Annotated in this window: 23 protein-coding genes; 12 read left to right on the top strand and 11 right to left on the bottom strand. The window is 60.8% G+C overall.

Translation table 11 applies throughout. The features are described from left to right. The first annotated feature begins 281 nt into the window (after positions 1-281). The 5 genes from lon to cmoB all read left to right on the top strand — a co-directional run bounded on the left by lon (position 282) and on the right by cmoB (position 5682). On the top strand, positions 282-2702 hold the full coding sequence (gene lon / locus QK296_RS18395) for an endopeptidase La (RefSeq protein ID WP_003188872.1): 2421 nt from the start codon (positions 282-284) through the stop codon (positions 2700-2702). A 199-nt stretch (positions 2703-2901) separates the two neighbouring features. After that, positions 2902-3291, top strand: coding sequence for a protease inhibitor I42 family protein (locus QK296_RS18390; RefSeq protein WP_003188871.1), 390 nt, complete (start codon positions 2902-2904; stop codon positions 3289-3291). A 1-nt stretch (position 3292) separates the two neighbouring features. Then, the gene (locus QK296_RS18385; RefSeq protein WP_003188870.1) at positions 3293-3949 is read left to right on the top strand and encodes a lysoplasmalogenase; all 657 of its coding nucleotides are present in this window, start codon (positions 3293-3295) and stop codon (positions 3947-3949) included. A gap of 36 nt (positions 3950-3985) precedes the next feature. Continuing rightward, entirely contained in the window at positions 3986-4729 is a 744-nt protein-coding gene (cmoA, locus tag QK296_RS18380; RefSeq protein ID WP_057710993.1) for a carboxy-S-adenosyl-L-methionine synthase CmoA, read from the top strand. Then, positions 4726-5682: a tRNA 5-methoxyuridine(34)/uridine 5-oxyacetic acid(34) synthase CmoB gene (cmoB, locus tag QK296_RS18375; RefSeq protein WP_282391153.1), complete on the top strand. Its 957-nt coding sequence runs from the start codon at positions 4726-4728 to the stop codon at positions 5680-5682. Before cmoA ends, cmoB begins: the two co-directional genes overlap by 4 nt. A 117-nt stretch (positions 5683-5799) precedes the next feature. Here the strand turns inward: cmoB and tadA are convergent, their stop codons facing one another. The 10 genes from tadA to lptF form a co-directional block, all read right to left on the bottom strand. After that, positions 5800-6291, bottom strand: coding sequence for a tRNA adenosine(34) deaminase TadA (gene tadA, locus QK296_RS18370; RefSeq protein WP_003188863.1), 492 nt, complete (start codon positions 6289-6291; stop codon positions 5800-5802). After that, the gene (locus QK296_RS18365; protein WP_003188861.1) at positions 6291-7673 is read right to left on the bottom strand and encodes a multicopper oxidase family protein; all 1383 of its coding nucleotides are present in this window, start codon (positions 7671-7673) and stop codon (positions 6291-6293) included. The genes tadA and QK296_RS18365 overlap by 1 nt, the downstream gene beginning before the upstream one ends. A 224-nt stretch (positions 7674-7897) precedes the next feature. Continuing rightward, entirely contained in the window at positions 7898-8641 is a 744-nt protein-coding gene (pdxJ, locus tag QK296_RS18360; protein ID WP_003188860.1) for a pyridoxine 5'-phosphate synthase, read from the bottom strand. A 51-nt stretch (positions 8642-8692) separates the two neighbouring features. Then, complete coding sequence (recO, locus tag QK296_RS18355) at positions 8693-9379, bottom strand: DNA repair protein RecO (RefSeq protein WP_003188859.1); 687 nt, start codon at positions 9377-9379, stop codon at positions 8693-8695. Positions 9380-9533: 154 nt separating this feature from the next. Further along, a complete protein-coding gene (gene era, locus QK296_RS18350; RefSeq protein ID WP_003188857.1) occupies positions 9534-10436 on the bottom strand; it encodes a GTPase Era in 903 nt (300 codons plus the stop codon). Then, positions 10429-11118, bottom strand: coding sequence for a ribonuclease III (rnc, locus tag QK296_RS18345; protein ID WP_003188856.1), 690 nt, complete (start codon positions 11116-11118; stop codon positions 10429-10431). The genes era and rnc overlap by 8 nt, the downstream gene beginning before the upstream one ends. Positions 11119-11262: 144 nt before the next feature. Then, entirely contained in the window at positions 11263-12117 is an 855-nt protein-coding gene (gene lepB, locus QK296_RS18340; RefSeq protein ID WP_003188855.1) for a signal peptidase I, read from the bottom strand. Positions 12118-12122: 5 nt separating this feature from the next. Then, complete coding sequence (gene lepA / locus QK296_RS18335) at positions 12123-13922, bottom strand: translation elongation factor 4 (protein ID WP_003188853.1); 1800 nt, start codon at positions 13920-13922, stop codon at positions 12123-12125. 255 nt (positions 13923-14177) lie between these two features. Beyond that, positions 14178-15257, bottom strand: coding sequence for an LPS export ABC transporter permease LptG (gene lptG / locus QK296_RS18330; protein WP_282391152.1), 1080 nt, complete (start codon positions 15255-15257; stop codon positions 14178-14180). Continuing rightward, entirely contained in the window at positions 15250-16368 is a 1119-nt protein-coding gene (lptF, locus tag QK296_RS18325; protein ID WP_003188848.1) for an LPS export ABC transporter permease LptF, read from the bottom strand. The genes lptG and lptF overlap by 8 nt, the downstream gene beginning before the upstream one ends. Before the next feature lie 284 nt (positions 16369-16652). On the opposite strand from lptF, the gene QK296_RS18320 reads away from it, so the two are divergent. The 5 genes from QK296_RS18320 (at position 16653) to rlmF (ending at position 23444) form a co-directional block, all read left to right on the top strand. Next, positions 16653-18143, top strand: coding sequence for a leucyl aminopeptidase (locus QK296_RS18320; protein WP_034128658.1), 1491 nt, complete (start codon positions 16653-16655; stop codon positions 18141-18143). 176 nt (positions 18144-18319) lie between these two features. Then, entirely contained in the window at positions 18320-18748 is a 429-nt protein-coding gene (locus QK296_RS18315; RefSeq protein ID WP_014717072.1) for a DNA polymerase III subunit chi, read from the top strand. Between the two features lie 7 nt (positions 18749-18755). Beyond that, complete coding sequence (locus QK296_RS18310) at positions 18756-19130, top strand: hypothetical protein (protein WP_003188844.1); 375 nt, start codon at positions 18756-18758, stop codon at positions 19128-19130. A gap of 210 nt (positions 19131-19340) precedes the next feature. Then, complete coding sequence (locus QK296_RS18305; RefSeq protein ID WP_003188842.1) at positions 19341-22187, top strand: valine--tRNA ligase; 2847 nt, start codon at positions 19341-19343, stop codon at positions 22185-22187. Between the two features lie 240 nt (positions 22188-22427). Then, the gene (rlmF, locus tag QK296_RS18300; RefSeq protein WP_003188841.1) at positions 22428-23444 is read left to right on the top strand and encodes a 23S rRNA (adenine(1618)-N(6))-methyltransferase RlmF; all 1017 of its coding nucleotides are present in this window, start codon (positions 22428-22430) and stop codon (positions 23442-23444) included. A 78-nt stretch (positions 23445-23522) separates the two neighbouring features. Here the strand turns inward: rlmF and QK296_RS18295 are convergent, their stop codons facing one another. Further along, positions 23523-23804, bottom strand: coding sequence for an HU family DNA-binding protein (locus QK296_RS18295; protein ID WP_003188840.1), 282 nt, complete (start codon positions 23802-23804; stop codon positions 23523-23525). A gap of 397 nt (positions 23805-24201) precedes the next feature. Here QK296_RS18295 and yejK point away from each other — a divergent pair, with 397 nt between their 5' ends. Both yejK and QK296_RS18285 read left to right on the top strand, forming a co-directional pair. Then, positions 24202-25206, top strand: coding sequence for a nucleoid-associated protein YejK (gene yejK / locus QK296_RS18290; RefSeq protein ID WP_003188837.1), 1005 nt, complete (start codon positions 24202-24204; stop codon positions 25204-25206). Continuing rightward, a complete protein-coding gene (locus QK296_RS18285) occupies positions 25206-25556 on the top strand; it encodes a glutaredoxin family protein (RefSeq protein ID WP_003188836.1) in 351 nt (116 codons plus the stop codon). The genes yejK and QK296_RS18285 overlap by 1 nt, the downstream gene beginning before the upstream one ends. The last annotated feature ends 116 nt before the right edge of the window (positions 25557-25672 follow it).

Here is a 25672-nt window from a genome sequence, read left to right as displayed (position 1 = left end):
CATACGCGTCCCTGCCGACTGCTAACCGGCGTCAAAAAAACATCCTTTTTAATGGGGAATTTTATTAAAGCAGGTTAGCTGGGACTGGGGATAAGTAAACCCAATAAAAGCTGGGCTTCGCTGTCACATTATTGACGATCAGTTCGAAAAGCAGAGGCATAAAGCACATTGACCGCGCCTCTCCCGTTATTTCATGCAAATTGTTGCTAACGACGCCCCCCCATTGAAACCACCGCAACCCCGCCCCATCTAACCTGCATACTTACTGATGCAGGTGCCCCATGAGCGACCAGCAAGAATTTCCAGATTACGACCTCAACGATTACGCCGACCCCGAAAACGCTGAAGCCCCCTCGTCCAATACTGGCCTGGCGCTGCCTGGGCAAAACCTGCCGGACAAGGTTTACATCATCCCGATCCACAATCGGCCGTTTTTCCCGGCCCAAGTGTTGCCGGTGATCGTCAATGAAGAACCCTGGGCCGAAACCCTGGAGCTGGTGAGCAAATCCGACCACCATTCCCTTGCGCTGTTTTTCATGGACACGCCGCCCGATGACCCACGGCACTTCGACACCTCCGCCCTGCCGCTGTACGGCACCCTGGTGAAGGTACACCACGCCAGCCGCGAGAACGGCAAGCTGCAGTTCGTGGCTCAGGGCCTGACCCGCGTGCGCATCAAGACCTGGCTCAAGCACCACCGCCCACCGTACCTGGTGGAGGTTGAATACCCGCACCAGCCCAGCGAGCCGACCGATGAGGTCAAGGCCTACGGCATGGCGCTGATCAATGCGATCAAGGAACTGCTGCCCCTCAACCCGCTGTACAGCGAAGAGTTGAAGAACTACCTCAACCGCTTCAGCCCCAACGACCCGTCGCCGCTTACCGACTTCGCCGCCGCCCTCACCTCGGCGACCGGTAATGAGCTGCAGGAAGTGCTGGACTGCGTGCCCATGCTCAAGCGCATGGAAAAAGTGCTGCCGATGTTGCGCAAAGAGGTAGAAGTCGCGCGCCTGCAAAAAGAACTCTCCGCCGAGGTAAACCGCAAGATCGGCGAGCACCAGCGAGAGTTCTTCCTCAAGGAACAACTCAAAGTCATCCAACAGGAGCTGGGCCTGACCAAGGACGATCGCAGCGCCGACGTCGAACAGTTCGAACAGCGCCTGCAAGGCAAGGTGTTGCCGGCCCAGGCACAGAAGCGCATCGATGAAGAGCTGAACAAACTGTCGATCCTGGAAACCGGTTCGCCGGAATACGCCGTCACGCGCAACTACCTGGACTGGGCCACCTCGGTGCCGTGGGGCGTGTACGGCGCAGACAAACTCGACCTCAAGCACGCGCGCAAAGTGCTCGACAAGCACCATGCGGGCCTGGATGACATCAAGAGCCGCATCCTCGAATTCCTCGCCGTGGGCGCCTACAAGGGCGAAGTCGCCGGTTCCATCGTGTTGCTGGTGGGCCCGCCGGGCGTGGGCAAGACCAGTGTGGGCAAGTCCATCGCCGAATCCCTGGGGCGGCCGTTCTATCGCTTCAGTGTCGGCGGCATGCGCGACGAGGCCGAGATCAAGGGCCACCGGCGCACCTACATCGGCGCCCTGCCCGGCAAGCTGGTGCAGGCGTTGAAAGACGTGGAAGTGATGAACCCGGTGATCATGCTCGACGAGATCGATAAGATGGGCCAGAGCTTCCAGGGCGACCCGGCGTCGGCGCTGCTGGAAACCCTGGACCCGGAACAGAACGTCGAATTCCTCGACCACTACCTGGACCTGCGCCTGGACCTGTCCAAAGTGCTGTTCGTGTGCACCGCCAACACCCTGGACTCGATCCCGGGCCCGTTGCTGGACCGCATGGAAGTGATTCGCCTGTCGGGCTATATCACCGAAGAAAAAGTCGCCATCGCCAAGCGCCACCTGTGGCCCAAGCAGTTGGAAAAAGCCGGCGTGGCCAAAAACAGCCTGACCATCAGTGATGGTGCCTTGCGCGCGTTGATCGACGGTTATGCGCGAGAGGCCGGCGTGCGTCAGTTGGAGAAGCAACTGGGCAAGCTGGTGCGCAAGGCGGTGGTCAAGCTGCTGGATGAACCGGACTCGGTGATCAAGATCGGCAACAAGGACCTGGAAAGCTCCCTGGGCATGCCCGTGTTCCGTAATGAACAAGTGCTGTCCGGCACCGGCGTGATTACCGGCCTGGCCTGGACCAGCATGGGCGGCGCCACCTTGCCGATTGAAGCGACGCGCATCCACACGCTCAACCGCGGCTTCAAGCTCACCGGGCAGTTGGGTGAAGTGATGAAAGAGTCCGCCGAAATCGCCTACAGCTACATCAGTTCAAACCTTAAGTCGTTTGGCGGCGATGCGAAGTTCTTCGATGAAGCCTTCGTGCACTTGCACGTACCGGAAGGCGCCACCCCCAAAGACGGCCCGAGTGCTGGCGTGACCATGGCCAGTGCGTTGCTGTCCCTGGCCCGCAACCAACCGCCGAAAAAAGGCGTGGCGATGACCGGCGAACTGACCTTGACCGGGCATGTACTGCCGATTGGCGGAGTGCGCGAGAAGGTGATTGCGGCGCGGCGCCAGAAGATTCACGAGTTGATCTTGCCGGAGCCCAACCGTGGCAGCTTTGAGGAGTTGCCGGATTATTTGAAGGAAGGCATGACGGTGCACTTTGCCAAGCGGTTTGCGGATGTGGCGAAGGTGCTCTTCTGATAGATCTCTAGCGCCTGGACTGGCCCTATCGCGGGCAAGCCCGGCTCCCACAGGGATCGGTGTTGTTAATGACAACGCGGTCAAGTGTGGGAGCGGGCTTGCCCGCGATGGCGCCAGCCGCCACACCGCATGCCCTCTTGTCACACCTTGTCTCATCTTCGGTTATGCTCCCCCTTCGTCGTGTATTAACGGAGCCTTCATGACCGCTGCCCGCCTGTTTCTCCCCTTGAGCCTTGCCCTGCTGGCCGGATGCGCCAGTGCCCCCAAGCAAAACGTCAGCGTGGACAACCAGAGCGCCTGCCCGCTCCAGCTTGAAAACGGGCAAAACCTGATCCTCACCCTGCCCAGCAATCCCACCACCGGCTATCGCTGGGCCATCCAGGATTCCGCTGGCGGCGTGTTGCGCGCCTTGAGCCCTGAGGTCTACAGCAGCACCGAATCCGGCGTGATTGGCGGTGGCGGCCAGTCGACCTGGCGCTTCCAGGCGTTTGCCCCAGGGCAAGGGCGTTTGCGCCTGACATCCCAGCAACCTTGGGAGCCGGAGGCCGAACCTGTCGAAACCTTTGACTGCGCCATTACGGTGAACTGATATGCCATGGCTGATCCTTGCCTTGATGGGCGCCGGCACCTTTGTCTACGGCCTGGCGACCCATGCAACGCTGCTGTGCCTGCTGGTCAAGCCGCTGCCGGTGCTGGCGCTGCTGGGTTGGCTGCATGACGCGCCGCCCACCGAGTATCGACGCTGGATCAGCCTGGGCTTGATTTTTTCCGTGGTGGGCGACGTGTTGCTCGCCTGGCCAGGCGACCTGTTTATCTTTGGCCTGGGCGCGTTTCTGTTCGCACATCTGGCCTATCTCAAAGCCTATTTCAGTGACTGTCGGCGCTTGGCGCTGCTGCCGCTGGTGCTGGCCCTCGGCGTTGGCGCAATCTTGCTGAGCATCTTGATAGCCCACGGCCTCGGTGAGCTGTTGATACCGGTGGTGGTTTACGCACTGGTGATCAGCGCCATGCTCTGGCGGGCGTTGGCGCGACTGGGCAGCGAGGTGCCCAAACGTTCGGCGTGGCTGGCAGCAGCGGGTGCGCTGTCGTTTGTGGTTTCCGACGCGCTGATCGGCATCAACCGGTTTGTGCTGGCGTTCGAGGCGGCGCCGTATTTACTGATCGCCACCTACTGGCTCGGGCAGTGGGGCATCACCGCCTCGGCTTTCCATCAGACAACCCGCGCATCCGAGGACCAACTTGGCTAAAATGCCGGCCTTTCCCCCATCGTCGCCGGAACAGCCGTGAGCAAAGAACCCGATCGCCTATTCGCCCAGCCCCTGCCCCAGGTGCCGGACTTCGCCTTTAACGAGGATGTGGTGCGGGTGTTCCCGGACATGATCAAGCGCTCGGTGCCGGGTTACCCCACTATCGTCGAAAACCTCGGCGTGCTGGCCGCGCAATTTGCCCAACCGGGTAGCGTGCTGTATGACCTGGGCTCTTCCCTGGGCGCCGTGACCCAAGCCCTGCGTCGCCATGTACGCACCGAGGGTTGCCGGGTGATCGCCGTGGATAACTCCGCCGCGATGGTCGAGCGCTGCCGCGAATACCTCAATGGCCAGGACTCGATGTTCCAGGAGTTGCTGCCCGTGGAGGTGATCGAGGGCGATATCCTCGCCCTGCAATTCAAGCCCGCCTCGGTGGTGGCCCTGAACTTCACCCTGCAATTTATCGCCCCAAAGGAGCGCCTGGCGTTGCTGGGGCGCATTCGCCAGGCGCTGCTGCCGGGCGGGGCGTTGATCCTCTCGGAAAAGCTGCGCTTTAACGATGTTGAAGAGCACGCGCTGCTGACCGACCTGCATATCGCCTTCAAACGCGCCAACGGCTACAGCGAACTGGAAATCGCCCAGAAGCGCAGCGCCATCGAAAACGTCATGAAGCCCGACAGCCTCGAAGAACACCGCGAACGCCTGCTGGCGGCCGGGTTCTCGAAAGTCGTGCCGTGGTTCCAGTGTCTTAACTTTGCCTCGTTGATTGCCTTGCCATGATTGATTTGTCCCCCCTCGCCCGCCACTTGGTCGGCACCCCCCTGGCCGTCTGGGCCCAGGGCCTGCAAGCGCAGCTCGATAGCAAGATGGAAAAAGGCCACGGCGACCTGGAGCGCTGGCAGAGTGCGTTGGATGCACTGCCGAAGATCCAGCCCAGTGAAGTCGACCTGCTCAACGGCCTGGTGCTGGACACAGATTGCAACGACGCCACCCGCGAGCAAATGCACACCGCCTTGATGGGCCTGAGCCCTTGGCGCAAAGGCCCGTTCCATCTGTTCGGCGTGCATGTGGACACCGAGTGGCGTTCGGACTGGAAGTGGTCGCGGGTCGCGCCGCACCTGAACCTCCAAGGCAAGCGCATCCTCGACGTGGGTTGCGGCAACGGCTACTACATGTGGCGCATGCTCGGCGCCGGGGCCGACAGCGTGATTGGCGTGGACCCCAACTGGCTGTTCTTCTGCCAGTTCCAGGCAGTGCAGCGCTACTTGTCCGAGCCCAAGGCCTGGCACCTGCCGTTCCCGTTCGAAGACTTGCCGGCGAACCTGGAAGGCTTTGACACCGTATTTTCCATGGGCGTGTTCTACCACCGCCGCTCGCCCATCGAGCATTTGCTGGCGTTGAAAGACACCCTGGTCAAGGGCGGCGAGCTGGTGTTGGAAACATTGGTGGTGGAAGGCGATCAACAGCAAGTACTGGTGCCGGAAGACCGTTACGCCCAGATGCGCAACGTGTGGTTCCTGCCGTCGGTGCCGGCGTTGATGCTATGGCTGCGCCGGGCCGGTTTCAGTGATGTGCGGTGCGTGGATGTGAGCGTGACCACGGTTGAGGAACAGCGTGGGACGCAGTGGATGAAGTATCAGTCGCTGAGTGATTTTCTGGATCCTGAGGATCACAGCAAGACCATTGAAGGGCTGCCGGCGCCGATGCGGGCGGTGATCATCGCTCGCAAATAACACCACTATGATCGTTCCCACGCTCTGCGTGGGAATGCCTCTTGTGACGCTCTGCGTCACGCTTTGGGACGCAGAGCGTCCTGTGCTGCGTTCCCACGCAGAGCGTGGGAACGATCATCACGGTTTAGCTCGTCGGGCTTTGAAGAACTCGCTCAAGACAGCCCCACACTCCTCGGCCAATACCCCGCCTTCAAACAACACCCGATGGTTAAGAAAACCCTGGGTAAAAAACTGCCCCTGGCTTTGCACGATGCCCGCCTTCGGCTCCAGCGCGCCATACACCACCCGCGCAATCCGCGAATGCACGATCAACCCCGCGCACATGCTGCACGGTTCCAGCGTCACGTACAGCGTGCTGCCCACCAGCCGATAGTTGCTGATCGCTTGCGCAGCGGCGCGGATCGCGACCATTTCGGCATGGGCGCTGGGGTCGTTGCCGCTGATGGGGCAGTTGAACCCGCGGCCGATGATTTCACCGTCCTGCACCAGCACGGCACCCACCGGCACTTCGCCCAATGCAGCGCCTTGAGCGGCGAGCGCCAGGGCTTCGCGCATAAAGTCCTGGTCGCGGCTGCGGTCGATAATCGCGGCGGGGCGAATCTGGCGCATCACGCCACCTCGATGGCGGCCATCAGGCCGGTTTCCATGTGGTCGATCACATGGCAATGGAACATCCACACCCCGGGGTTATCCGCCACCAAGGCCACGCGGGCGCGTTCGTTCTTGCCCAGCAGGTAGGTGTCGGTGAAATACGGGATCACCTTGTGGCGGTTGGACGCGAGCACCTTGAAGCTCATGCCGTGCAGGTGGATCGGGTGCTGGTACTGGGTCATGTTCTTCAATTCGAAAATGTAGCTCTTGCCCTTTTCCAGCTTGGCAATCGGGCGGTCGGCGCAGGTCTTGTCGGTGATGTCCCAGGCCTGGCCGTTGATCTGCCACAGGCTTGGCGGCTTGCCGTTTTCGACATTGACCGACACCGAGCCGACCCATTCGAAATTAAAGTTGAGCTTCTCGGCATTGGCCAAGTCTGGCTCGGCAACCGGGTTGGCCGGCAATGCCGGTGGCCACGCGGTAGGCGCGTCGGTATTGGCGACCGAGCGGAAGGTGCCAAGGCGCACCGGGCCGTTGCGCAGCGACAGCTCTTCGCCCGCCGGCGGCGCCTTGATCGCCAGGCAAATGCGCATGCCCGGGCCCAGCCAATATTCCTTGCCCAGCGGGCGCGGCTCGATGGGGTTGCCGTCCAGGGCGTAGATCTGCGCTTCGACGCCAGGAATATTGAGACGATAAGTCAGGGTGTTATCGAGGTTGAGCAGGCGCACGCGGGTGATTTGCCCAGCCGGCAGCTCGATCACCGCCTGGGGCACGCCGTTGATGGTGGAGAGGCGCCCGGCCGTGCCGCCACGCGCTGCTTCACGGGGGATGCTGAATTCGACAAACTCGCCCTCTTCGTCGATGTGCCAGTTCTTCAGGCTCAAGGTGCGTTCGTACTTGAAGCCGGTGGGTTCGCGCTCTTCCACGATCAACGGGCCGACCAGGCCACGGCCGAGTTCTTCGCTGCTGCTGACATGGGGGTGATACCAGTAACTGCCGGCATCGGGCACGCGGAATTTGTAGTCGAAGTATTCGCCAGGCAGCACCGGTAATTGCGAGACGTAGGGCACGCCGTCCATTTCCAGCGGCAGGCGGATGCCGTGCCAGTGGATCGTAGTGGCGACTGGCAGATGATTGATAAAGCGCACCCGCAGCCATTCGCCCTGGCGCACCCGCAACTCGGTGCCTGGCGCCGAAGGGCCGAACGCCCAGGCCTGAGTCTTGTGCCCCGGCACCAACTCTACGTCCAGGGGCGCGGCGATCAACTCGTAATCGTGCCCGGCCTCGGACTCAGCGACTTTCCCCAGCCAGTAGCGGTAGCCACCGCCGGCACCGACGCCTACTACGGCCAGGCCAGCAAGACCACCCAGGATTTGTCGACGGGAAAAGGATCGGGACACAACAACCTCGCGTATCTGCCGCAGGCCAAGGGCCCGCAAAGGGCTGATACGATACACCTGCGTCGGCTAAACAGTAAGGCTTCGCATTGCCGCATGCCAAAAACACGACGGCTCATCCTGTGGGAGCTGGCTTGCCTGCGATCGCGGTGGGCCTGCTACGAATGCGTCAACTGACACTCCGCTATCGCAGGCAAGCCAGCTCCCACATTGATCTTCATTGTTTATTAATGTTTGGCAGCGGCCAGGATCAGGGCTTTCATCTCGGCCACCGCGCCTTTGAAACCGACGAACAACGCGTGGGCCACCAGGGCATGGCCGATGTTCAGCTCGTTGATACCTTTGATTGCGGCCACGGCCTCGACGTTGTGGTAATGCAAGCCATGGCCGGCATTGACGATCAAGCCTTCGTTGAGCCCGCAGTTCACGCCGTCGATGATGCGTTGCAGTTCGTCGGCCACTTCGGTCGGCGTGGTGGCATCGGCGTAGCGACCGGTGTGCAGTTCGATGGCCGGCGCACCCACACGGCGGGAGGCTTCGATCTGGCGTTCGTCGGCGTCGATAAACAGCGAGACTTCACTGCCGATCCGCGACAGGCGCTCCACCGCGGCCTTGATCCGCGCTTCCTGGCCCGCGACGTCGAGGCCGCCTTCGGTGGTCAACTCCTGGCGGGTTTCCGGTACCAGGCAGATATGCGCCGGGCGGATGCGCTCGGCGAACGCCATCATTTCTTCAGTGACGCCCATTTCGAAGTTCATGCGGGTTTGCAGCACGTCCTTGAGCAGCAGCACGTCGCGCTCCTGGATGTGGCGGCGGTCTTCGCGCAGGTGCACGGTGATGCCGTCGGCACCCGCTTCTTCGGCGTCCAGCGCGGCCTTGACCGGGTCAGGGTAACGGGTGCCCCGGGCCTGGCGCAGGGTGGCGACGTGGTCGATGTTGACGCCAAGAAGAATGCGATTGCTGGTGGTCACGGAAGCGCTCCTGAAAAGGGAAAGAATCGGTGCACAGCATACACGGGGATGTCAGGGCTTTCGAAACAACTCGCGACTGACCAGTGGCCGCCCGCCCAGATGCACGGCCAGGGCCTGGCGCATCAGGCGCTTGGCAGCAGACAGCGCACCGGGAGCGTGCCAGTCGGCTTCGCTCATGGCCAGCAGTTCGGTGCCCTGAAACAGGCCGGGCTGCAGCAGGTACACACGTTCAAGCCCGGCATCGACCTGCAGGCGATACATGCCATCGGCGGCGATGGGCTCGCCGTGCAGGTCGTTGGCCAGTTCGAAGCCGTAGCCAAGGTCGTCGAGCAAGCGCCATTCGAAGGCGCGTAGCAGCGGTTCCAGGGGGCGGCCCTCAGCGAGGGCAAGCAAGGTGGCAGCGTAGTGATCGAAGACCGCGGGGTGCGGGTCTTCGGCGGGCAACAGGCGAATCAGCAGTTCATTGAGGTAAAGGCCGCTGAACAGCGCATCGCCATTCAGCCAGGCCGAGGTGCCGACGCTTTCCAGGCGGCCGACGTTTTTCAGCTCGCCCTTGCCGCGAAACTCCACGTCCAGCGCCACGAACGGCCGCGCCAACGTGCCCGCCTTACCGCGCGCGCTGCGCAAGACGGCGCGCAGGCGGCCTTGGGGCGTGAGGAAGTCCACCAGCGCGCTGGTTTCGCGGTAGGCGCGGCTGTGCAGGACGTAGGCGGGTTGGCTGGGGGGGGAGGCGGACATGAGGCTCTCTCGCAGAACGTGAAACAGCGTCGATCCAATGTGGGAGCGGGCTTGACCGCGATGGCGGCGTCACAGTCAACATCTCTGCTGAATGTTACATCCTCATCGCGGGCAAGCCCGCTCCCACAAGGTTTTGCAGTGTGTTCGAGACCCGTTACAGGTCGCCATAGCCCAGGGAGCGCAACGCACGCTCATCATCGGACCAGCCACCCTTAACCTTCACCCACAGGTTGAGCATGATCTTGGAGTCGAACAGCAGCTCCATGTCCTTGCGCGCTTCGGTACCGATACGCTTGATACGCTCGCCCTTGTCGCCAATGATGATTTTCTTCTGGCCGTCACGTTCGACGAGGATCAGCGCATGGATATGCAAGGTCTTGCCCTGCTGCTTGAACTCTTCGATTTCGACGGTGATCTGGTACGGCAGCTCGGCGCCCATCTGGCGCATGATTTTCTCGCGGACCAGTTCGGCGGCGAGGAAGCGGCTGCTGCGGTCGGTGATCTGGTCTTCCGGGAAGAAGTGCTCGTTCTCCGGCAGGTGCTCGGCGATCACGCGCTCCAGGGCTTCCAGGTTATGACCGTGCTGGGCCGAGATCGGGATGATCTGGGCGTTCGGCAGTTGCTCCTGCAGCCAGCTCAGGTGTGGCATCAGCTCGGCTTTGTCTTCGATACGGTCGGTCTTGTTCAGCGCGACGATCAACGGGCCGGTCACGTATTGCACACGCTCGAGGACCATCTGGTCTTCGTCGGTCCACTTGGTGCGGTCGACTACAAAGATCACCACGTCGACGTCTTTCAACGCGGCCGAGGCGGTCTTGTTCATGTAGCGGTTCAGGGCTTTCTCGCCACCTTTGTGCATACCTGGGGTATCGACATACACCGCTTGCACGTGGCCTTCGGTCTTGATGCCCAGCATGTTGTGGCGGGTGGTCTGGGGCTTGCGCGAGGTGATCGCGAGCTTCTGGCCGAGAATGTGGTTGAGCAGCGTGGACTTGCCCACGTTCGGGCGGCCGACGATGGCAACATAGCCACAGCGTGTTGCGGTTGAATCAGTCATGGCCATTCTCCACGCCCAGGGCAATCAGTGCTGCAGCGGCCGCTACCTGTTCGGCAATACGACGGCTCACACCCTGACCTCGGCTTTTTTCGTTCAATAAGGTGATTTCACATTCCACGAAGAACACCCGGCAATGGGGCTCGCCCTGGATATCCACCACTTCGTAGCGTGGCAGTTCGCAACCGCGGGACTGCAAGTACTCTTGCAGGCGGGTCTTGGGATCCTTGTTGGTATCGACCAGCGTCAGGCTTTCGATTTCCGAGGCCAGCCAGGCGACCACGCGCTCCTTGGCCGTCTCCATGCCTGCATCAAGGTAGATCGCACCGATCAAGGCTTCCAGGGCATCAGCCAGGATTGACTCGCGACGGAAACCGCCGCTTTTCAACTCGCCGGAACCCAGCCGCAGGTACTCGCCCAGGCCGAAGCCTCGGGCCAGCACGGCCAGGGTCTCGCCTTTTACAAGGCGTGCGCGCAGGCGTGAAAGCTGGCCTTCTCGCGCTTGGGGGAAACGCTCGAACAGCGCCTCGCCGGCGGCGAAATTGAGGATAGCGTCACCGAGGAATTCCAGGCGCTCGTTATTGCGCCCTGCAAAGCTGCGGTGTGTGAGGGCAAGGACCATCAATTCCTGGTCCTTGAAGGTGTAGCCGAGCTGACGCTCGAGACGACTTAGAGAAACGGTCACGGTTTATCCATATCTAGTTGATGGCACCGGCGGCCATCGACGATTGACGCAGTGTTCAAATTCAAATCCTGATGGGTACCGGGCATCGGAAAATGTCCAAGCCCCAGAAAAGCATTCGGCGCTGTGTTCACAGCGCCGCTTGTATTACTTGATCAGCCCGACCCGCGAGAAGTTCGGCAGGTGGCTGAGCTTGGGTTCCGGCCAACTCATCCAGACCGCGAAGGCTTTGCCGACAATGTTCTCGTCGGGCACCATGCCCAGCAGGTCTTTGGGAATGTTGGGGTCATCCCAGTAGCGGCTGTCGTTGGAGTTGTCGCGGTTGTCGCCCATCATGAAGTAGTGCCCGGCAGGCACTTTCCACTGGCCATCCGGCATCGCACGGTAGCGGCTCATTTCCTTGCGGATTTGGTGCTCCACCGCGCCGAGTTTTTCCTGGTACAGCTCGGCGCTGCCCAGGGTGTTCGGCTCGGCGCCCAGCAGCTTCTCGGCCACCGACTCACCGTTGATGAACAGGCGCTTGTCACTGGTGTAGCGCACCACGTCGCCCGGCAGGCCGACCACACGCTTGATGTAGTTGACGTTCGGGTCGCTTGGGTAGCGGAACACCATCACATCGCCGCGCTGCGGGTCACCCACGGGGATGACTTTCTTGTCGATCACCGGCAGACGAATGCCGTAGGAAAACTTGTTCACCAGGATGAAGTCGCCCACGTCCAGGGTCGGTTTCATCGACCCCGAAGGGATCTGGAACGGCTCTACCAGAAACGAGCGCAGCACCAGCACGATGAACAACACCGGAAAGAACGACTTGCCGTACTCAACCAGCAAGGGCTCTTTGTTCAGCTTTTCGACCACCACCGCATCGGGCTGGCTGACGCTACCCTGATAGGAAGCGATGGCCGCCCGACGTCGCGGGGCGAAGAACACCAGATCGAGCAACGCCAGGAGACCACAGACGGCAACGGCAATGACCAGCAACAGCGGGAAATTTAGTGACATAGGACCTAACTATCCAACCTGAGCACCGCAAGGAAGGCTTCTTGTGGAACTTCCACGTTGCCTACTTGCTTCATGCGTTTTTTACCGGCCTTTTGCTTCTCAAGCAGCTTGCGCTTACGGCTTACGTCACCGCCGTAGCATTTGGCCAGTACGTTCTTTCTGAGAGCCTTGACGGAGGTCCGTGCAATGATCTGCCCGCCAATGGCGGCCTGGATCGCGACGTCGAACATCTGGCGCGGAATCAGTTCTTTCATCTTCTCGGTCAGTTGGCGACCTTTGTAGTGCGCGTTGTCCTTGTGCACGATCAGTGCCAAGGCATCTACCTTGTCGCCGTTGATCAGCACATCCAGTTTCACCAGATTAGCCGATTGGTAACGATCGAAATGGTAGTCCAGCGAAGCATAGCCGCGACTGGTGGACTTGAGACGGTCGAAGAAGTCCAGGACCACTTCGTTCATCGGCATATCGTAGGTCACTTGTACCTGGGTACCGAGAAACAGCATGTCGCGCTGCACGCCACGCTTTTCGATGCACAGGGTAATGACGTTGCCCAAGTGTTCCTGCGGTACCAGGATATTGGCCCGCACGATCGGCTCGCGCATGTCTTCAATGGCCGACAGGTCCGGGAGCTTGGAGGGGTTGTCGACGTAAATCGTTTCACCGGTTTTGAGCAGCAACTCGAAAATAACGGTGGGTGCGGTGGTGATCAGGTCCAGGTCGTATTCGCGCTCAAGGCGCTCCTGGATGATCTCCATGTGCAGCATGCCCAGGAACCCGCAACGGAAACCGAAGCCCAGGGCGTCGGAGCTTTCCGGGGTGTACTGCAACGACGAGTCGTTGAGGGTCAGTTTTTGCAGGGCTTCGCGGAAATCTTCGAAGTCATCGGAGCTGACCGGGAACAGGCCGGCGTAGACCTGTGGCTGGATGCGCTTGAAGCCGGGCAGCACGTCGACGTCTGGCGTGGAGCTCAGGGTCAGGGTATCACCCACTGGCGCACCGTGAATGTCCTTGATACCGGCGATGATGAAGCCTACTTCACCGGCTTTCAGATCAACGGTGGCAGTGTGCTTGGGGTTGAATACACCGACGCTGTCCACCAGGTGGATCTTGCCGGTGGACTTGACCAGGATCTTGTCGCCCTTCTTCACACGGCCATGGCGCACGCGTACCAGGGAAACAACGCCCAGGTAGTTGTCGAACCAGGAGTCGATGATCAACGCTTGCAGCGGATCTTCGTAGTTGCCGGTCGGCGCGGGAATGGTGTGCACCAGGCGTTCGAGCACTTCGTCGACACCCAGGCCGGTCTTGGCGCTGCAGGTGACGGCGTCGGTAGCGTCGATGCCGATGATCTTCTCGATCTCTTCCTTGACGCGCTCAGGCTCGGCCTGGGGCAGGTCGATCTTGTTGAGCACGGGCATGACTTCCAGGCCCTGCTCGATCGCGGTGTAGCAGTTGGCAACCGACTGCGCCTCGACGCCCTGGCCGGCATCGACCACCAGCAACGCACCTTCACAGGCCGCCAGCGAACGGCTGACTTCGTAGGTGAAGTCAACGTGGCCTGGGGTGTCAATGAAGTTCAGTTGGTAAGTGATGCCGTCTTTGGCCTTGTAGTACAGCGTGACGCTGTGGGCCTTGATGGTGATCCCGCGCTCGCGTTCGAGGTCCATGGAATCCAGTACCTGGGCTTCCATTTCACGCTCGGCAAGGCCGCCGCACATCTGGATAAATCGATCGGCCAGCGTCGACTTGCCATGGTCAATGTGGGCGATGATGGAGAAATTGCGGATATGACTCAAATCACTCACGGATCAACACTCAAAAAGGCTGCAGGCAGATTGCCCGCTGAAAAATAGCCGGGAATTGTACCTGATGCTCAGGCCAGACGTCATCTTTGCTGACCAATACAAAAAAGCCCCGTTTCCACGGGGCTTATTACTGTAGGAGCGAGCATGCTCGCGAAAATCGCCAACGATAACGCGCTTATCCTGGATAAACGCGGCGTTTCGTAGATTTTCGCGAGCAAGCTCGCTCCTACAGGGAGGGGCATTATGCAAGCGGCTTCAACCGGCCCGACGCAGCAGCCAGAACCCGGCCACAGCACAAATAGCTGTTGGCACCAGTACCGCAAACAGCGGCGAAAAACCGAATACCAGGCTCGACGGCCCCAGCAAGTCCTGGGCGATGCGGAAGGTGAAACCCACCAGCACACCGGTAAATACCCGCTGGCCCAGGGTCACGGAACGCAACGGCCCGAAAATGAAGGAGATCGCCATCAACACCAACGCAGCGGTAACCACCGGTTGCAAGACTTTCACCCAGAACGCCAGCCAGTAGCGGCCATTGTTCAAACCCTGCTCCTTGAGATAGTGGATATAGCTCCATAAACCGGAGATAGGCAGCGCTTCCGGTACCATCACCACGGTGTTGAGCAATTCCGGCTTCAGGGCGATATCCCACTGCTCAGTCGGCACATTGACCACTTCGGTGCTGGACTGGGTGCCCTGGCCCACGTTACGGAAGTACGTGGTGGTGACGTCGCTCAGTTGCCATTGTTCGCCACTGTACTGCGCGCGCTTGGCGAAGCTGGACGACAACATGTGCCGTTCTTTGTCGAAGGTGTAGCGGGTTACCCCGATCAACAGGCCACCCGGCTGCACGGCGTTGATGTGGATGAACTCATCACCCTGGCGGTGCCACAGGCCGTGCTTGGCGCTTTGCGCATCGCCCGAACCCTGGGCCAGGGCGCGATTGGCCTGGGCGGTGGCTTCGGCCGGTGGCGCGACGTATTCACCGATCAGCACGCTGCACGCCATCAGCAGCAGCATCGGCTTCATGACCGCCCAGACGATACGGCCGATGGAAACCCCGGCGGCGCGCATGATGGTCAGTTCGCTGTTGCTGGCCAGGGTGCCCAGGCCGATCAGGCAGCCAATCAGCGCGGCCATTGGCATCATGTCGTAGAGGCGACGCGGCGCGGTCAGTGCCACGTAGCTCAGCACGTCCGTGACCGTGTAGGTATCGGTGACGTTGCCCACTTCATCAATGAAGGCGAACAGCAAGGCCAGGCCGAGAATGATGCCCAATACCGCCAGGATGGCGATCAGTACGCTAATGCCGATGTAGCGATCAAGCTTAGCCACGAGCCAACTCCTTCAGGCCACGACGGCTCTTCATTTTCAAACGGATAGGTTCCCAATAGAGCAGCCCCAGGCCGATCATCAGGAAAACCCCGTGTACCCACCACAGGCCCAGTGCCGGCGGCAACTTGCCCTTCTCCAGGGAACCACGGGCGGAAATCAGGATGGTCAGGTAGGCCATGTACAGCAGGATCGCCGGCAGCAACTTGAGGAAGCGCCCCTGGCGCGGGTTGACGCGCGACAGCGGCACGGCCATCAGGGTCACGATAAATACCAGCAACGGCAGGGAAAGGCGCCATTGCAGCTCGGCGATGGAGCGCAATTCCGGGCTGCCGAAGAGCGATGAGGTGGGCAGCGCGTCGCGGTCGGTGACCTCGTCACTGATCTCGGCCTTGGGCAGCATGACGCCATAGGTGTCGTACTTGATGGCGCGATAGTCCGCCAGGCCAGGGCTGCCGTCGTAGCGGTAGCCGTTTTCCAGGATCAGGTAGCGGTTGCCATCGGGGCGGATTTCCTGGCGTCCGCTGTCGGCCACCAGAATGGTAATGCCACGGTCTTTCTGGTTCTGGCCGAGGTTCTTCTGGGAAATGAACACGCCGCCCAGGTTGGAGCGGTCGTCAGTCATGGTTTCGGTGTAGGTCACTCGCGAGCCGTCGCTGAGCGCCTGGAAGCGACCGGGTTCAAGGGTGTCGAACTCAGTCATCGCATCCTGCTTGTTCAGCAGCAACTGGAATTGCATGGCCCCCTGGGGCGCCAGGCTCATGCTCAACCAGGCCACCACCAGGGCAACACCGGCGGCAGGCACCATGGTCATGGCCAGCAGGCGCTGCTGGCTCATGCCGGTGGCCGACAGCACAGTCATCTCACTTTCCAGGTACAGCCGGCCATAGGCCAGCAATATGCCGAGGAACAGTCCCAGCGGCAGGATCAACTGGAGCATGCCGGGCATCCGGTAGCCCATGATCAGGAACAGTGAGCCCGGATCCAGGGCGCCAGCGGCGGCTTGGGCCAGGAACTTGACGAAACGACCACTCATGATGATGACCAGCAACACCGCACTCACGGCACTCAGGGTCAACAGGACTTCGCGGGACAGATAACGGAAGACAATCAAACCAGACACTCCAGGGTTGTCAGGCTAAGGCGGCCAAACAAGCAAGCATACCGAGTCGACCCGTTTACCACGGGCCGGCTAAAAAGATGGCGCATTATCCTGTGATTGACCGCGCCTGTCACGGAGCTTACTCATGCGCACGCACAAAGCGTGCGCCAAGGGTTGTCAGGCTCCGCTGGCGAGGTTCAAACTGCGGCCTTTGTCGCTGGCGGTTTACAACGCTGCCGAGCTTTAAAGCCGGAGTACAAGCTCCCGGCTCACAGACCTTGATAAGGGACCCGAAAATGGAATTGGTTGTAAAAAGCGTTAGCCCCGAAACGTTGAAAACCGCCACCCTCGTGGTCGCTGTCGGCGAAGGCCGCACACTCGGCGTCGCCGCCAAGCAACTGGACGAACTGAGCGGCGGCGCTATCAGCGCCGTGCTCAAGCGCGGCGACCTGGCCGGCAAAGTCGGCCAGAGCCTGCTGCTGCAGAGCCTGCCCAACCTTAAGGCCGAGCGCGTTTTGCTGGTGGGCGTGGGCAAGGATGCCGAACTGGGCGACCGTCCGTTTCGCAAGATCGTCAGCGGCATCCTCACCACCCTCAAGGGCCTGGGCGGCAGCGATGCGGTGCTGGCACTCGATGAAATCGTGGTCAAGGGCCGCGACAGCTACGGCAAGACCCGCCTGCTGGCCGAGTCGCTGGTGGACGGCGGCTATATTTTCGACCAGTTCAAGAGCCAGAAAGCCGAACCCCGCGCCCTGAAGAAAATCACCCTGCTGACCATCAAGGCTGCCCAGGCTGAAGTCCAGCGCGCCGTCACCCACGCCCAGGCCATCGCTAATGGCATGTCGTTCACTCGCGACCTGGGCAACCTGCCGCCGAACATCTGCCACCCGACATTCCTGGGCGAACAGGCCAAGGCACTGGGCAAAGAGTTCAAGGGCTTGAAGGTTGAAGTGCTGGACGAGAAGAAAATCAAGGACCTGGGCATGGGCTCGTTCTATGCCGTGGGCCAGGGCAGCGACCAGCCGCCACGCCTGATCGTGATGCAATACAACGGCGGCAAGAAGTCCGAGAAGCCTTACGCCCTGGTAGGTAAAGGCATCACCTTCGACACCGGCGGCATCAGCCTCAAGCCGGGTGCCGGCATGGACGAGATGAAGTACGACATGGGCGGCGCCGCCAGCGTGTTCGGCACCCTGCGTGCGGTGCTTGAGCTCAAGCTGCCGATCAACCTGGTGTGCATTTTGGCCTGTGCCGAGAATATGCCGAGCGGCGGTGCTGCGCGCCCGGGCGATATCGTCACCACCATGAGCGGCCAGACTGTGGAGATCCTCAACACCGACGCCGAAGGCCGCCTGGTGCTGTGCGACGCCCTGACCTACGCCGAGCGCTTCAAGCCCCAGGCCGTGATCGACATCGCCACTCTGACCGGTGCCTGCATCGTGGCCCTGGGCTCCCACACCTCAGGCCTGCTGGGCAACAACGACGAACTGATTGAGCAACTGCTCAGCGCCGGCAAGGCCGCCGACGACCGCGCCTGGCAACTGCCGCTGTTCGATGAGTACCAGGAACAGCTCGACAGCCCGTTCGCCGACATCGCCAACATCGGTGGCCCTAAAGCCGGCACCATCACCGCGGCCTGCTTCCTGTCGCGCTTTGCCAAGAACTTCAACTGGGCGCACCTGGACATCGCCGGCACCGCCTGGACCAGCGGCGGCAAGGACAAGGGCGCCACTGGCCGTCCGGTGCCCCTGTTGACCCAATACCTGCTGGATCGCGCCAAAGCTTAAGCGGCCCCGGCCCTTCTGTAGGAGCGAGCTTGCTGTGGCGAGGGAGCTTGCTCCCGTTGACTGCGTAGCAGTCCCCGGCTTTTCAGGGGCGCTCCGCACCCCAGCGCAAGCAAGCTTGCTCGCCACAGCAAGCTCGCTCCTACAGGAGGGTAGTCAGGCCCGCCCCAGGATTTCCAATGCCCCAAGTCGACTTCTATATATTGCCCAGCGCCGATCCCCTCGCGCGCCTGGACTTTGCCTGCAAACTCACCGAAAAAGCCTGGCGTATGGGCCATCGCATCTACCTGCACTGCAGCGATGCCGCCCAACGTGACGAACTTGATGCCCGTCTGTGGCGCTTCAAGGGCGAAAGCTTCGTGCCCCACGGCCACGCCGAATCCGAACCTGAAAGCCTAGTTGTGCTGGGCTTGGGAGACAACTGCGGCGATCACCATGACTTGCTGGTCAACCTCGACCTGAAAGTACCGGCCTTTGCCCAAGCGTTCGCCCGTGTGGCGGAAGTGGTGGTCGAAGACCCGGCTATTCGTCAGGCTGCGCGGGAGAGTTTCCGTTTCTACCGTGAACAGGGCTATCCTCTGCAAGATCACCGGCTACAACGACTTTGAGTACATGATGGACACTCCAAACCCGCTGAAAAAAGACGACCACCTGCTGGATGACCTGGAGTCGATCCGTCAGTTGCTGGGTGATGACAACCTGCAACCGCCGCTGCTGACCGAGACGGCCGATGGCGAGGTACAGATCCCGCTGCTGTTCGACATGGTCGGCGGCAAGCCTGCCGCGCCGGCACCTGTGGTTGCAGAACCAGCGCCAGCAGCCGAAAAAGCCCCGGACGCGCTGTTGCTGCACCTGGACAACGAACTGCGCGCCGCTGCGCAATTGATCATGCAGGATGTGATCGATGACTTTGCGCCGCATATCGAGGCGGAGATCAAGCGTCGGATGGATGCGCGGATGGAGCGGTTGCTCAGCCAATACCAGAACTGAAGGTGCCCCCACCCCTGTGGGAGCTGGCTTGCCTGCGATGGCGGCGCATCAGTCGCCGAAGATGCTGACTGAAACACCGCCATCGCAGGCAAGCCAGCTCCCACATTAATTCTGCATCGGTCTTAAACCGTCTTCACCTCGCCCTCGCCCCTATCCCCCGTTATACTTGCCGGCTTTCCTGAATAAACGCCAACTAGGGTCCCGCCGCGCATGGATAAGACCTACCAGCCCCACGCTATCGAAACTTCCTGGTACAACACCTGGGAGTCCGAGAACTATTTCGCCCCACAAGGTGCGGGCGACTCGTACACCATCATGATTCCGCCACCGAACGTCACTGGCAGCCTGCACATGGGCCATGGCTTCAACAATGCGATCATGGATGCGTTGATCCGCTTCCGCCGCATGCAGGGTCGCGACACCCTGTGGCAACCGGGCACCGACCACGCCGGTATCGCCACCCAGATGCTGGTGGAACGCCAACTGGAAGCCACCGGCCAGAACCGTCACGACCTGGGTCGCGAGAAATTCCTGGAGAAAGTCTGGGAATGGAAGGACCAGTCCGGCGGCAATATCAGCCGTCAGATCCGTCGCCTGGGTTCGTCCGTAGACTGGAGCCGCGAGCGCTTCACCATGGACGACGGCCTGTCCGAAGCCGTAAAAGAAGCCTTCGTACGCCTGCACGAAGACGGCCTGATCTACCGCGGCAAGCGCCTGGTCAACTGGGACACCAAGTTGCACACGGCGATTTCCGATCTCGAAGTGGAAAACCACGACGAGAAAGGCTTCCTGTGGAACCTCAAGTATCCGCTGGCCGATGGCGCCAAGACCGCCGAGGGCAACGATTACCTGATCGTTGCCACCACCCGTCCGGAAACCATGCTCGGCGATGCCGCCGTCGCCGTTAACCCGAACGACGAGCGCTACCAGGCGCTGATCGGCAAGTTCGTCGAACTGCCGTTGGTTGGCCGCCGTATCCCGATCATCGCGGACGACTATTGCGACCCTGAATTCGGCACCGGCTGCGTGAAAATCACCCCGGCCCACGATTTCAACGACTATGAAGTCGGCAAGCGCCACAACCTGCCGCTGCTGAACATCTTCGACAAAAATGCCGCCGTATTGCCGGCCTGCCAGGTGTTCAACCTGGACGGCTCGCTCAACGACAGCATCGACGGCAAGATCCCGGCCGAATATGCCGGCCTCGACCGTTTTGAAGCGCGCAAGCAGATCGTTGCCGCCTTCGACGCCGCCGGTTTGCTGGTCAGCGTCGACGACCACGGCCTCAAAGTGCCCAAGGGCGACCGCTCCGGCACCGTGATCGAGCCGTGGCTGACCGACCAGTGGTACGTGTCCACCAAGCCGCTGGCCGAGCCTGCGATTGCCGCCGTGGAAGATGGCCGCATCCAGTTCGTGCCTAAACAGTACGAAAACATGTACTTCTCGTGGATGCGCGACATCCAGGACTGGTGCATCAGCCGTCAGCTGTGGTGGGGCCACCGTATTCCGGCCTGGTACGACGAATCGGGCAAGGTCTATGTAGGCCGCGACGAAGCCGAAGTGCGCGCCAAGCACAACCTCGGCGCGGACATCGCGCTGCAACAGGACAACGACGTACTGGACACCTGGTTCAGTTCAGGCCTGTGGACCTTCTCTACCCTGGGCTGGCCGCAGCAGACCGAGTTCCTGAAGAAATTCCACTCCACCGACGTGCTGGTCACCGGCTTCGACATCATTTTCTTCTGGGTTGCCCGGATGATCATGCTCACCATGCACCTGGTGAAGAACGAAGACGGCACCCCACAGGTACCGTTCAAGACCGTGTACGTACACGGCCTGGTACGCGACGGCCAGGGCCAGAAGATGTCCAAGTCCAAGGGCAACGTCCTGGACCCACTGGATATCATCGACGGCATCGACCTGGAAACCCTGGTGCAGAAACGCACCTCGGGCCTGATGCAGCCGAAACTGGCGAAAAAGATCGAGAAGCAGACCCGCGACGAGTTCGAAGGCGGCATCGCCAGCTACGGCACCGACGCCCTGCGCTTCACCTTCTGCTCGCTGGCCTCCACCGGTCGCGACATCAAGTTCGACATGGGCCGCGTCGAAGGCTATCGCAACTTCTGCAACAAGATCTGGAATGCGGCGCGCTACGTGCTGGACAAAGGCGAAGACTGCGGCCAGAACGGCGAAGCCTATGAGTTGAGCCTGGCGGATCGCTGGATCATCTCGCAGCTGCAGCGCACCGAAGCCGAAGTGACCCGCCAGCTCGACCAGTTCCGTTTCGACCTGGCCGCACAGGCCCTGTATGAGTTCATCTGGAACCAGTATTGCGACTGGTACCTGGAACTGTCCAAGCCGGTGCTGTGGGACGAAAACTCGCCGGTCGAGCGCCAGCGCGGCACCCGTCGCACCTTGGTGCGCGTGCTGGAAGTGGCGTTGCGCCTCGCGCACCCGTTCATGCCGTTCATCACCGAAGAAATCTGGCAGCGCCTGGCGCCGCTGGCCGGTATCGAAGGCAAGACCATCATGCTGCAACCTTGGCCGGTGGCCAACGAAGCGCGCATCGATGAGGCCGCCGAAAGCGATATCGAATGGCTCAAGACCCTGATGCTCGGCACGCGCAACATCCGCGCCGAGATGAACATCGGGCCGGGCAAGCCTTTGGCCGTGTTCGTCAAGAACGCCAGTGCCGAAGATCAGCGTCGCCTCAGCGAGAACGATGCACTGCTCAAGAAGCTGGCCAAGCTGGAGTCGATCACCGTATTGGCTGAAGGCGCCGAAGCACCGCTGTCCGCCACTGCGTTGGTGGGCGACATGGAAGTGCTGGTGCCAATGGCCGGACTGATCGACAAGGGTGCGGAACTTGCGCGCCTCGACAAGGAAATTGCGCGTCTGCAAGGCGAAGTGCAACGAGTGGGCGGCAAGCTGTCCAACGCGGCGTTCGTCGACAAGGCGCCGGCTGAAGTGATCGAGAAAGAACGCGCCAAGTTGGCCGAGGCAGAACAAGCCTTGGGCAAGCTGGCAGAGCAACATGCGCGGATTTCCAGCCTGTAAGGCTGGCGCCGTGTGAAAAAAGAGACCTTCGGGTCTCTTTTTTTTGTCCAGCAAAACGACATCATTTCCGACTCTGAACCCTATCCCTGTGGGAGCTGGCTTGCCTGCGATAGCATCACCTCGGTCTGCCTGATACACCCAGTCGCCTGCATCGCAGGCAAGCCAGCTCCCACATTTGACCGAGTTGTGTTCAGGAATGTGTGACAATGCCCACCACATTGAGCCAACACCAGAATCATCATGACCGCCCCCACTACGCCCAAACCACCGCGCAAGAAGCCTAAAACCGCCGCCACGGCCAAACCCGTCGCGCCGCGCAAAGAGGCCACCCTGCACCCACGCAACCGCCACACGGGCCGTTACGACTTCCCGGCGCTGATCAAGACCACGCCTGAACTGGCCAAATTCGTGATCATCAATCCCTACGGCAAAGAGAGCATCGACTTCGCCAGCCCGGATGCGGTGCGGGTGTTCAACCGGGCGTTGCTCAAGTCGTTCTATGGCATCCAACATTGGGATATCCCGGCGGACTATCTATGCCCGCCGGTGCCGGGGCGTGCCGACTATGTGCATTTCCTCGCCGACCTGCTGGCCAGCGTCAACGAGGGCAAGATTCCCCGCGGTTCGATCGTCAAGGTGCTGGACGTCGGCATGGGCGCCAACTGCGTCTACCCACTGATTGGCTATATGGAGTACCGCTGGAACTTCCTCGGCTCGGAGGTCGACCCGATCGCCGTGAGCGCCGCCAAGGCCATCGTGCAATCCAACGACCTGAGCAAGGTCATCCAGTTGCGCCAGCAACCCAACCCCAAACAAATTCTGTTGGGCCTGCTGGAGCCGGGTGAACGCTTTGACCTTACGATGTGCAACCCGCCCTTCCATGCGTCCATGGACGAAGCCACCAAAGGCAGCGAGCGCAAGTGGCGCGCCTTGGGCAAGGCCGACCCGAAACGCAAATTGCCGGTGCTCAACTTCGGTGGTCAATCGGCCGAACTGTGGTGTGAGGGCGGCGAGGCGCGGTTTGTGACGCAGTTGATCGCCGAAAGCGCGCACTTTGCGCATAAAGTGCTGTGGTTCAGCACCCTGGTGTCCAAAGCCTCCAACTTGCCGGCGATCGAAACGGCGCTGAAAAAAGCCGGCGTGCTGGAAAGCCAGGTGGTGGAGATGTCCCAGGGGCAAAAGCAGAGCCGCTTCGTGGCCTGGACGTTCCAGACCAAGAACGAGCAGCAGATCTGGCGCCAGCGCTGGGTTCGATAAGCCCGCCACACAATAAAATCGCAGGCAATAAAAAACCGTGCCCGGATCACTCCGAAGCACGGTTTTTTTTGCTGCGTCTTACTTGTTAACAGCGTCGGTCAGGCCTTTAGCCACAACCAGCTTGATAACTTTCTTGGCAGCGATTTCGATGGCAGCGCCAGTCGAAGGGTTACGGCCAGTACGGGCAGGACGCTCGGTCACTTTCAGTTTGCCAACGCCTGGCAGAGTGATTTCGCCGCCATTTTCCAGCTGATCAGCAACAACTTGGCTCAGTTGGTCCAGCAGAGCACGCACGGTAGTTTTCGGTGCGTCTACTGCTTCAGCCAGGTCAGCGATCAGTTGGTCTTTAGTAATAGCCATTGTGGTGTTCCTTCCCTATCAAATTCATATGGATTGCAGAGTGCAGTGTCAGCCGTCGAGCCCGACCGTCATGGCCTGGCATCCCCGGCTATAACCACGGAGATCGGGGTTATAGATGCTTGAAACGGGGATTGGTTCGACCTGACAAATGCTGAATGCACGCTTAACGCCGAGACTTGGCGTAAGACGGGGCAAAACTAGCACAGAGACGGGGAAATATCCGCCTCAACATACCCATTTGGTCAGCTTTATCGCTCTAAACCGTGAAAAAAAGGCATATGGCCAGTCACAGGGCGTGCAAAATGCCGTTCGGGGCACGTCTTGACCAATGGGTGCGGTACACTGGGCGACTTTTCGGGGAGGCCAACCGCTCCCCCTTCAACCAGCCGAGAAGCCTATGCCGATCCGTCATTGCATCGTCCACCTGATCGACAAAAAACCCGACGGCACACCCGCAGTTCTTCACGCCCGCGACACGGAACTGGCCGAGTCCGCCGCCATCGAGAACATGCTTGCCGACCTCAACGAGAGCTACAACGCCAAACAAGGCAAGGCCTGGGGTTTCTTCCATGCCGAGTCCGGCGCGCACCCGTTCAGCGGCTGGTTGAAGGACTACTTTGACGGTGGCCAGGACTTCACCAGCTTCAGCCGCACGGCGGTAGAGCACCTGCAGAAGCTGATGGAGGAGTCCAACCTCTCCACCGGCGGCCATGTGCTGTTTGCCCATTACCAGCAAGGCATGACCGACTACCTGGCCATCGCCCTGCTGCACCACAGCGAAGGCGTGGCGGTGACCGACGAGCTGGACGTGACGCCCTCGCGCCACCTGGACCTGGGCCAGTTGCACCTGGCGGCGCGTATCAACGTCTCCGAGTGGCAGAACAACAAGCAGTCCAAGCAGTACATCTCCTTCATCAAAGGCAAGAACGGCAAGAAGGTCTCGGAGTACTTCCGCGACTTTATCGGCTGCCAGGAAGGCGTGGATGGCCCGGGCGAAACCCGCACCCTGCTCAAGGCGTTCAGTGACTTCGTCGAAAGCGAAGACCTGCCCGACGAGTCCGCCCGCGAGAAAACCAAGACCCTGGTGGACTACGCCAGCAGCCAGGCGAAGCTCGGCGAACCCATGGGCCTGGAAGAGCTCTCGGGCCTGATCGATGAAGACCGGCCAAAAGCCTTCTACGACCACATCCGCAACAAGGATTACGGCCTGTCGCCGGAAATTCCGGCCGACAAACGCACCCTCAACCAGTTCCGCCGCTTCACCGGGCGCGCCGAGGGCCTGTCCATCAGCTTTGAAGCGCACCTGCTGGGCGACAAGATCGAGTACGACGAAGCCGCCGGCACCTTGATCATCAAGGGCCTGCCGACCCAACTGACCGACCAGCTCAAGCGCCGTAACTGATGCTGGGCGGGGTACTCAAGAAAGTCCTGCTGGTGTTGCTGGTGGTGGTTGCGATCCAGAACTGGGGCAAGGTCGAGCGTCTGTTCAACCCGTCCCAGGTGGTCCCGGAGCAGGTGCGCGCCTCTGCGCGGGTGGTGCTCTATGCCACCGAATGGTGTGGGTACTGCAAGCAGATCCGGCGTTTTCTGGACCAGAAGGGTATCCCGTACCAGGCCGTCGATATCGAGAAGGATGCCCAGGCGCGCAAGGCGTATGAGGCGCTGGGCGGTGGTGGGATTCCGTTTGTGGATGTGAACGGCACGTTGATTCGCGACTACAACCCTGAAGCGATCATGGCCGCATTGAAGTAACACACAATCAAATGTGGGAGCTGGCTTGCCTGCGAAGACGGCCTAACAGTCAACGCAGTTAGACCGGGTACATATCCGTTATTTAGGTAACGGCCACCTAGGGTTCCGCTCTGACA

It is taken from the genome of Pseudomonas sp. AL10, assembly GCF_029960685.1.
GTDB classification, from domain to species: Bacteria; Pseudomonadota; Gammaproteobacteria; order Pseudomonadales; family Pseudomonadaceae; genus Aquipseudomonas; species Aquipseudomonas lactis.
Note: the sequence above shows the minus strand (reverse complement) of the source record. Positions and strands in the feature narration are given on the sequence as shown.

Bases quoted from the DNA above. Each gene is read 5' to 3' on its own strand.
- QK296_RS18295 (WP_003188840.1), bottom strand. From the start codon at position 23,804: ATGGCTATTACTAAAGACCAACTGATCGCTGACCTGGCTGAAGCAGTA.
- rlmF (WP_003188841.1), top strand. From the start codon at position 22,428: ATGACCGCCCCCACTACGCCCAAACCACCGCGCAAGAAGCCTAAAACC.
- QK296_RS18390 (WP_003188871.1), top strand. From the start codon at position 2,902: ATGACCGCTGCCCGCCTGTTTCTCCCCTTGAGCCTTGCCCTGCTGGCC.
- QK296_RS18285 (WP_003188836.1), top strand. From the start codon at position 25,206: ATGCTGGGCGGGGTACTCAAGAAAGTCCTGCTGGTGTTGCTGGTGGTG.
- yejK (WP_003188837.1), top strand. From the start codon at position 24,202: ATGCCGATCCGTCATTGCATCGTCCACCTGATCGACAAAAAACCCGAC.
- tadA (WP_003188863.1), bottom strand. From the start codon at position 6,291: ATGCGCCAGATTCGCCCCGCCGCGATTATCGACCGCAGCCGCGACCAG.
- QK296_RS18315 (WP_014717072.1), top strand. From the start codon at position 18,320: ATGCCCCAAGTCGACTTCTATATATTGCCCAGCGCCGATCCCCTCGCG.
- QK296_RS18320 (WP_034128658.1), top strand. From the start codon at position 16,653: ATGGAATTGGTTGTAAAAAGCGTTAGCCCCGAAACGTTGAAAACCGCC.
- QK296_RS18305 (WP_003188842.1), top strand. From the start codon at position 19,341: ATGGATAAGACCTACCAGCCCCACGCTATCGAAACTTCCTGGTACAAC.
- era (WP_003188857.1), bottom strand. From the start codon at position 10,436: ATGACTGATTCAACCGCAACACGCTGTGGCTATGTTGCCATCGTCGGC.
- QK296_RS18385 (WP_003188870.1), top strand. From the start codon at position 3,293: ATGCCATGGCTGATCCTTGCCTTGATGGGCGCCGGCACCTTTGTCTAC.
- recO (WP_003188859.1), bottom strand. From the start codon at position 9,379: ATGTCCGCCTCCCCCCCCAGCCAACCCGCCTACGTCCTGCACAGCCGC.
- lepB (WP_003188855.1), bottom strand. From the start codon at position 12,117: ATGTCACTAAATTTCCCGCTGTTGCTGGTCATTGCCGTTGCCGTCTGT.
- QK296_RS18310 (WP_003188844.1), top strand. From the start codon at position 18,756: ATGGACACTCCAAACCCGCTGAAAAAAGACGACCACCTGCTGGATGAC.
- cmoB (WP_282391153.1), top strand. From the start codon at position 4,726: ATGATTGATTTGTCCCCCCTCGCCCGCCACTTGGTCGGCACCCCCCTG.
- lon (WP_003188872.1), top strand. From the start codon at position 282: ATGAGCGACCAGCAAGAATTTCCAGATTACGACCTCAACGATTACGCC.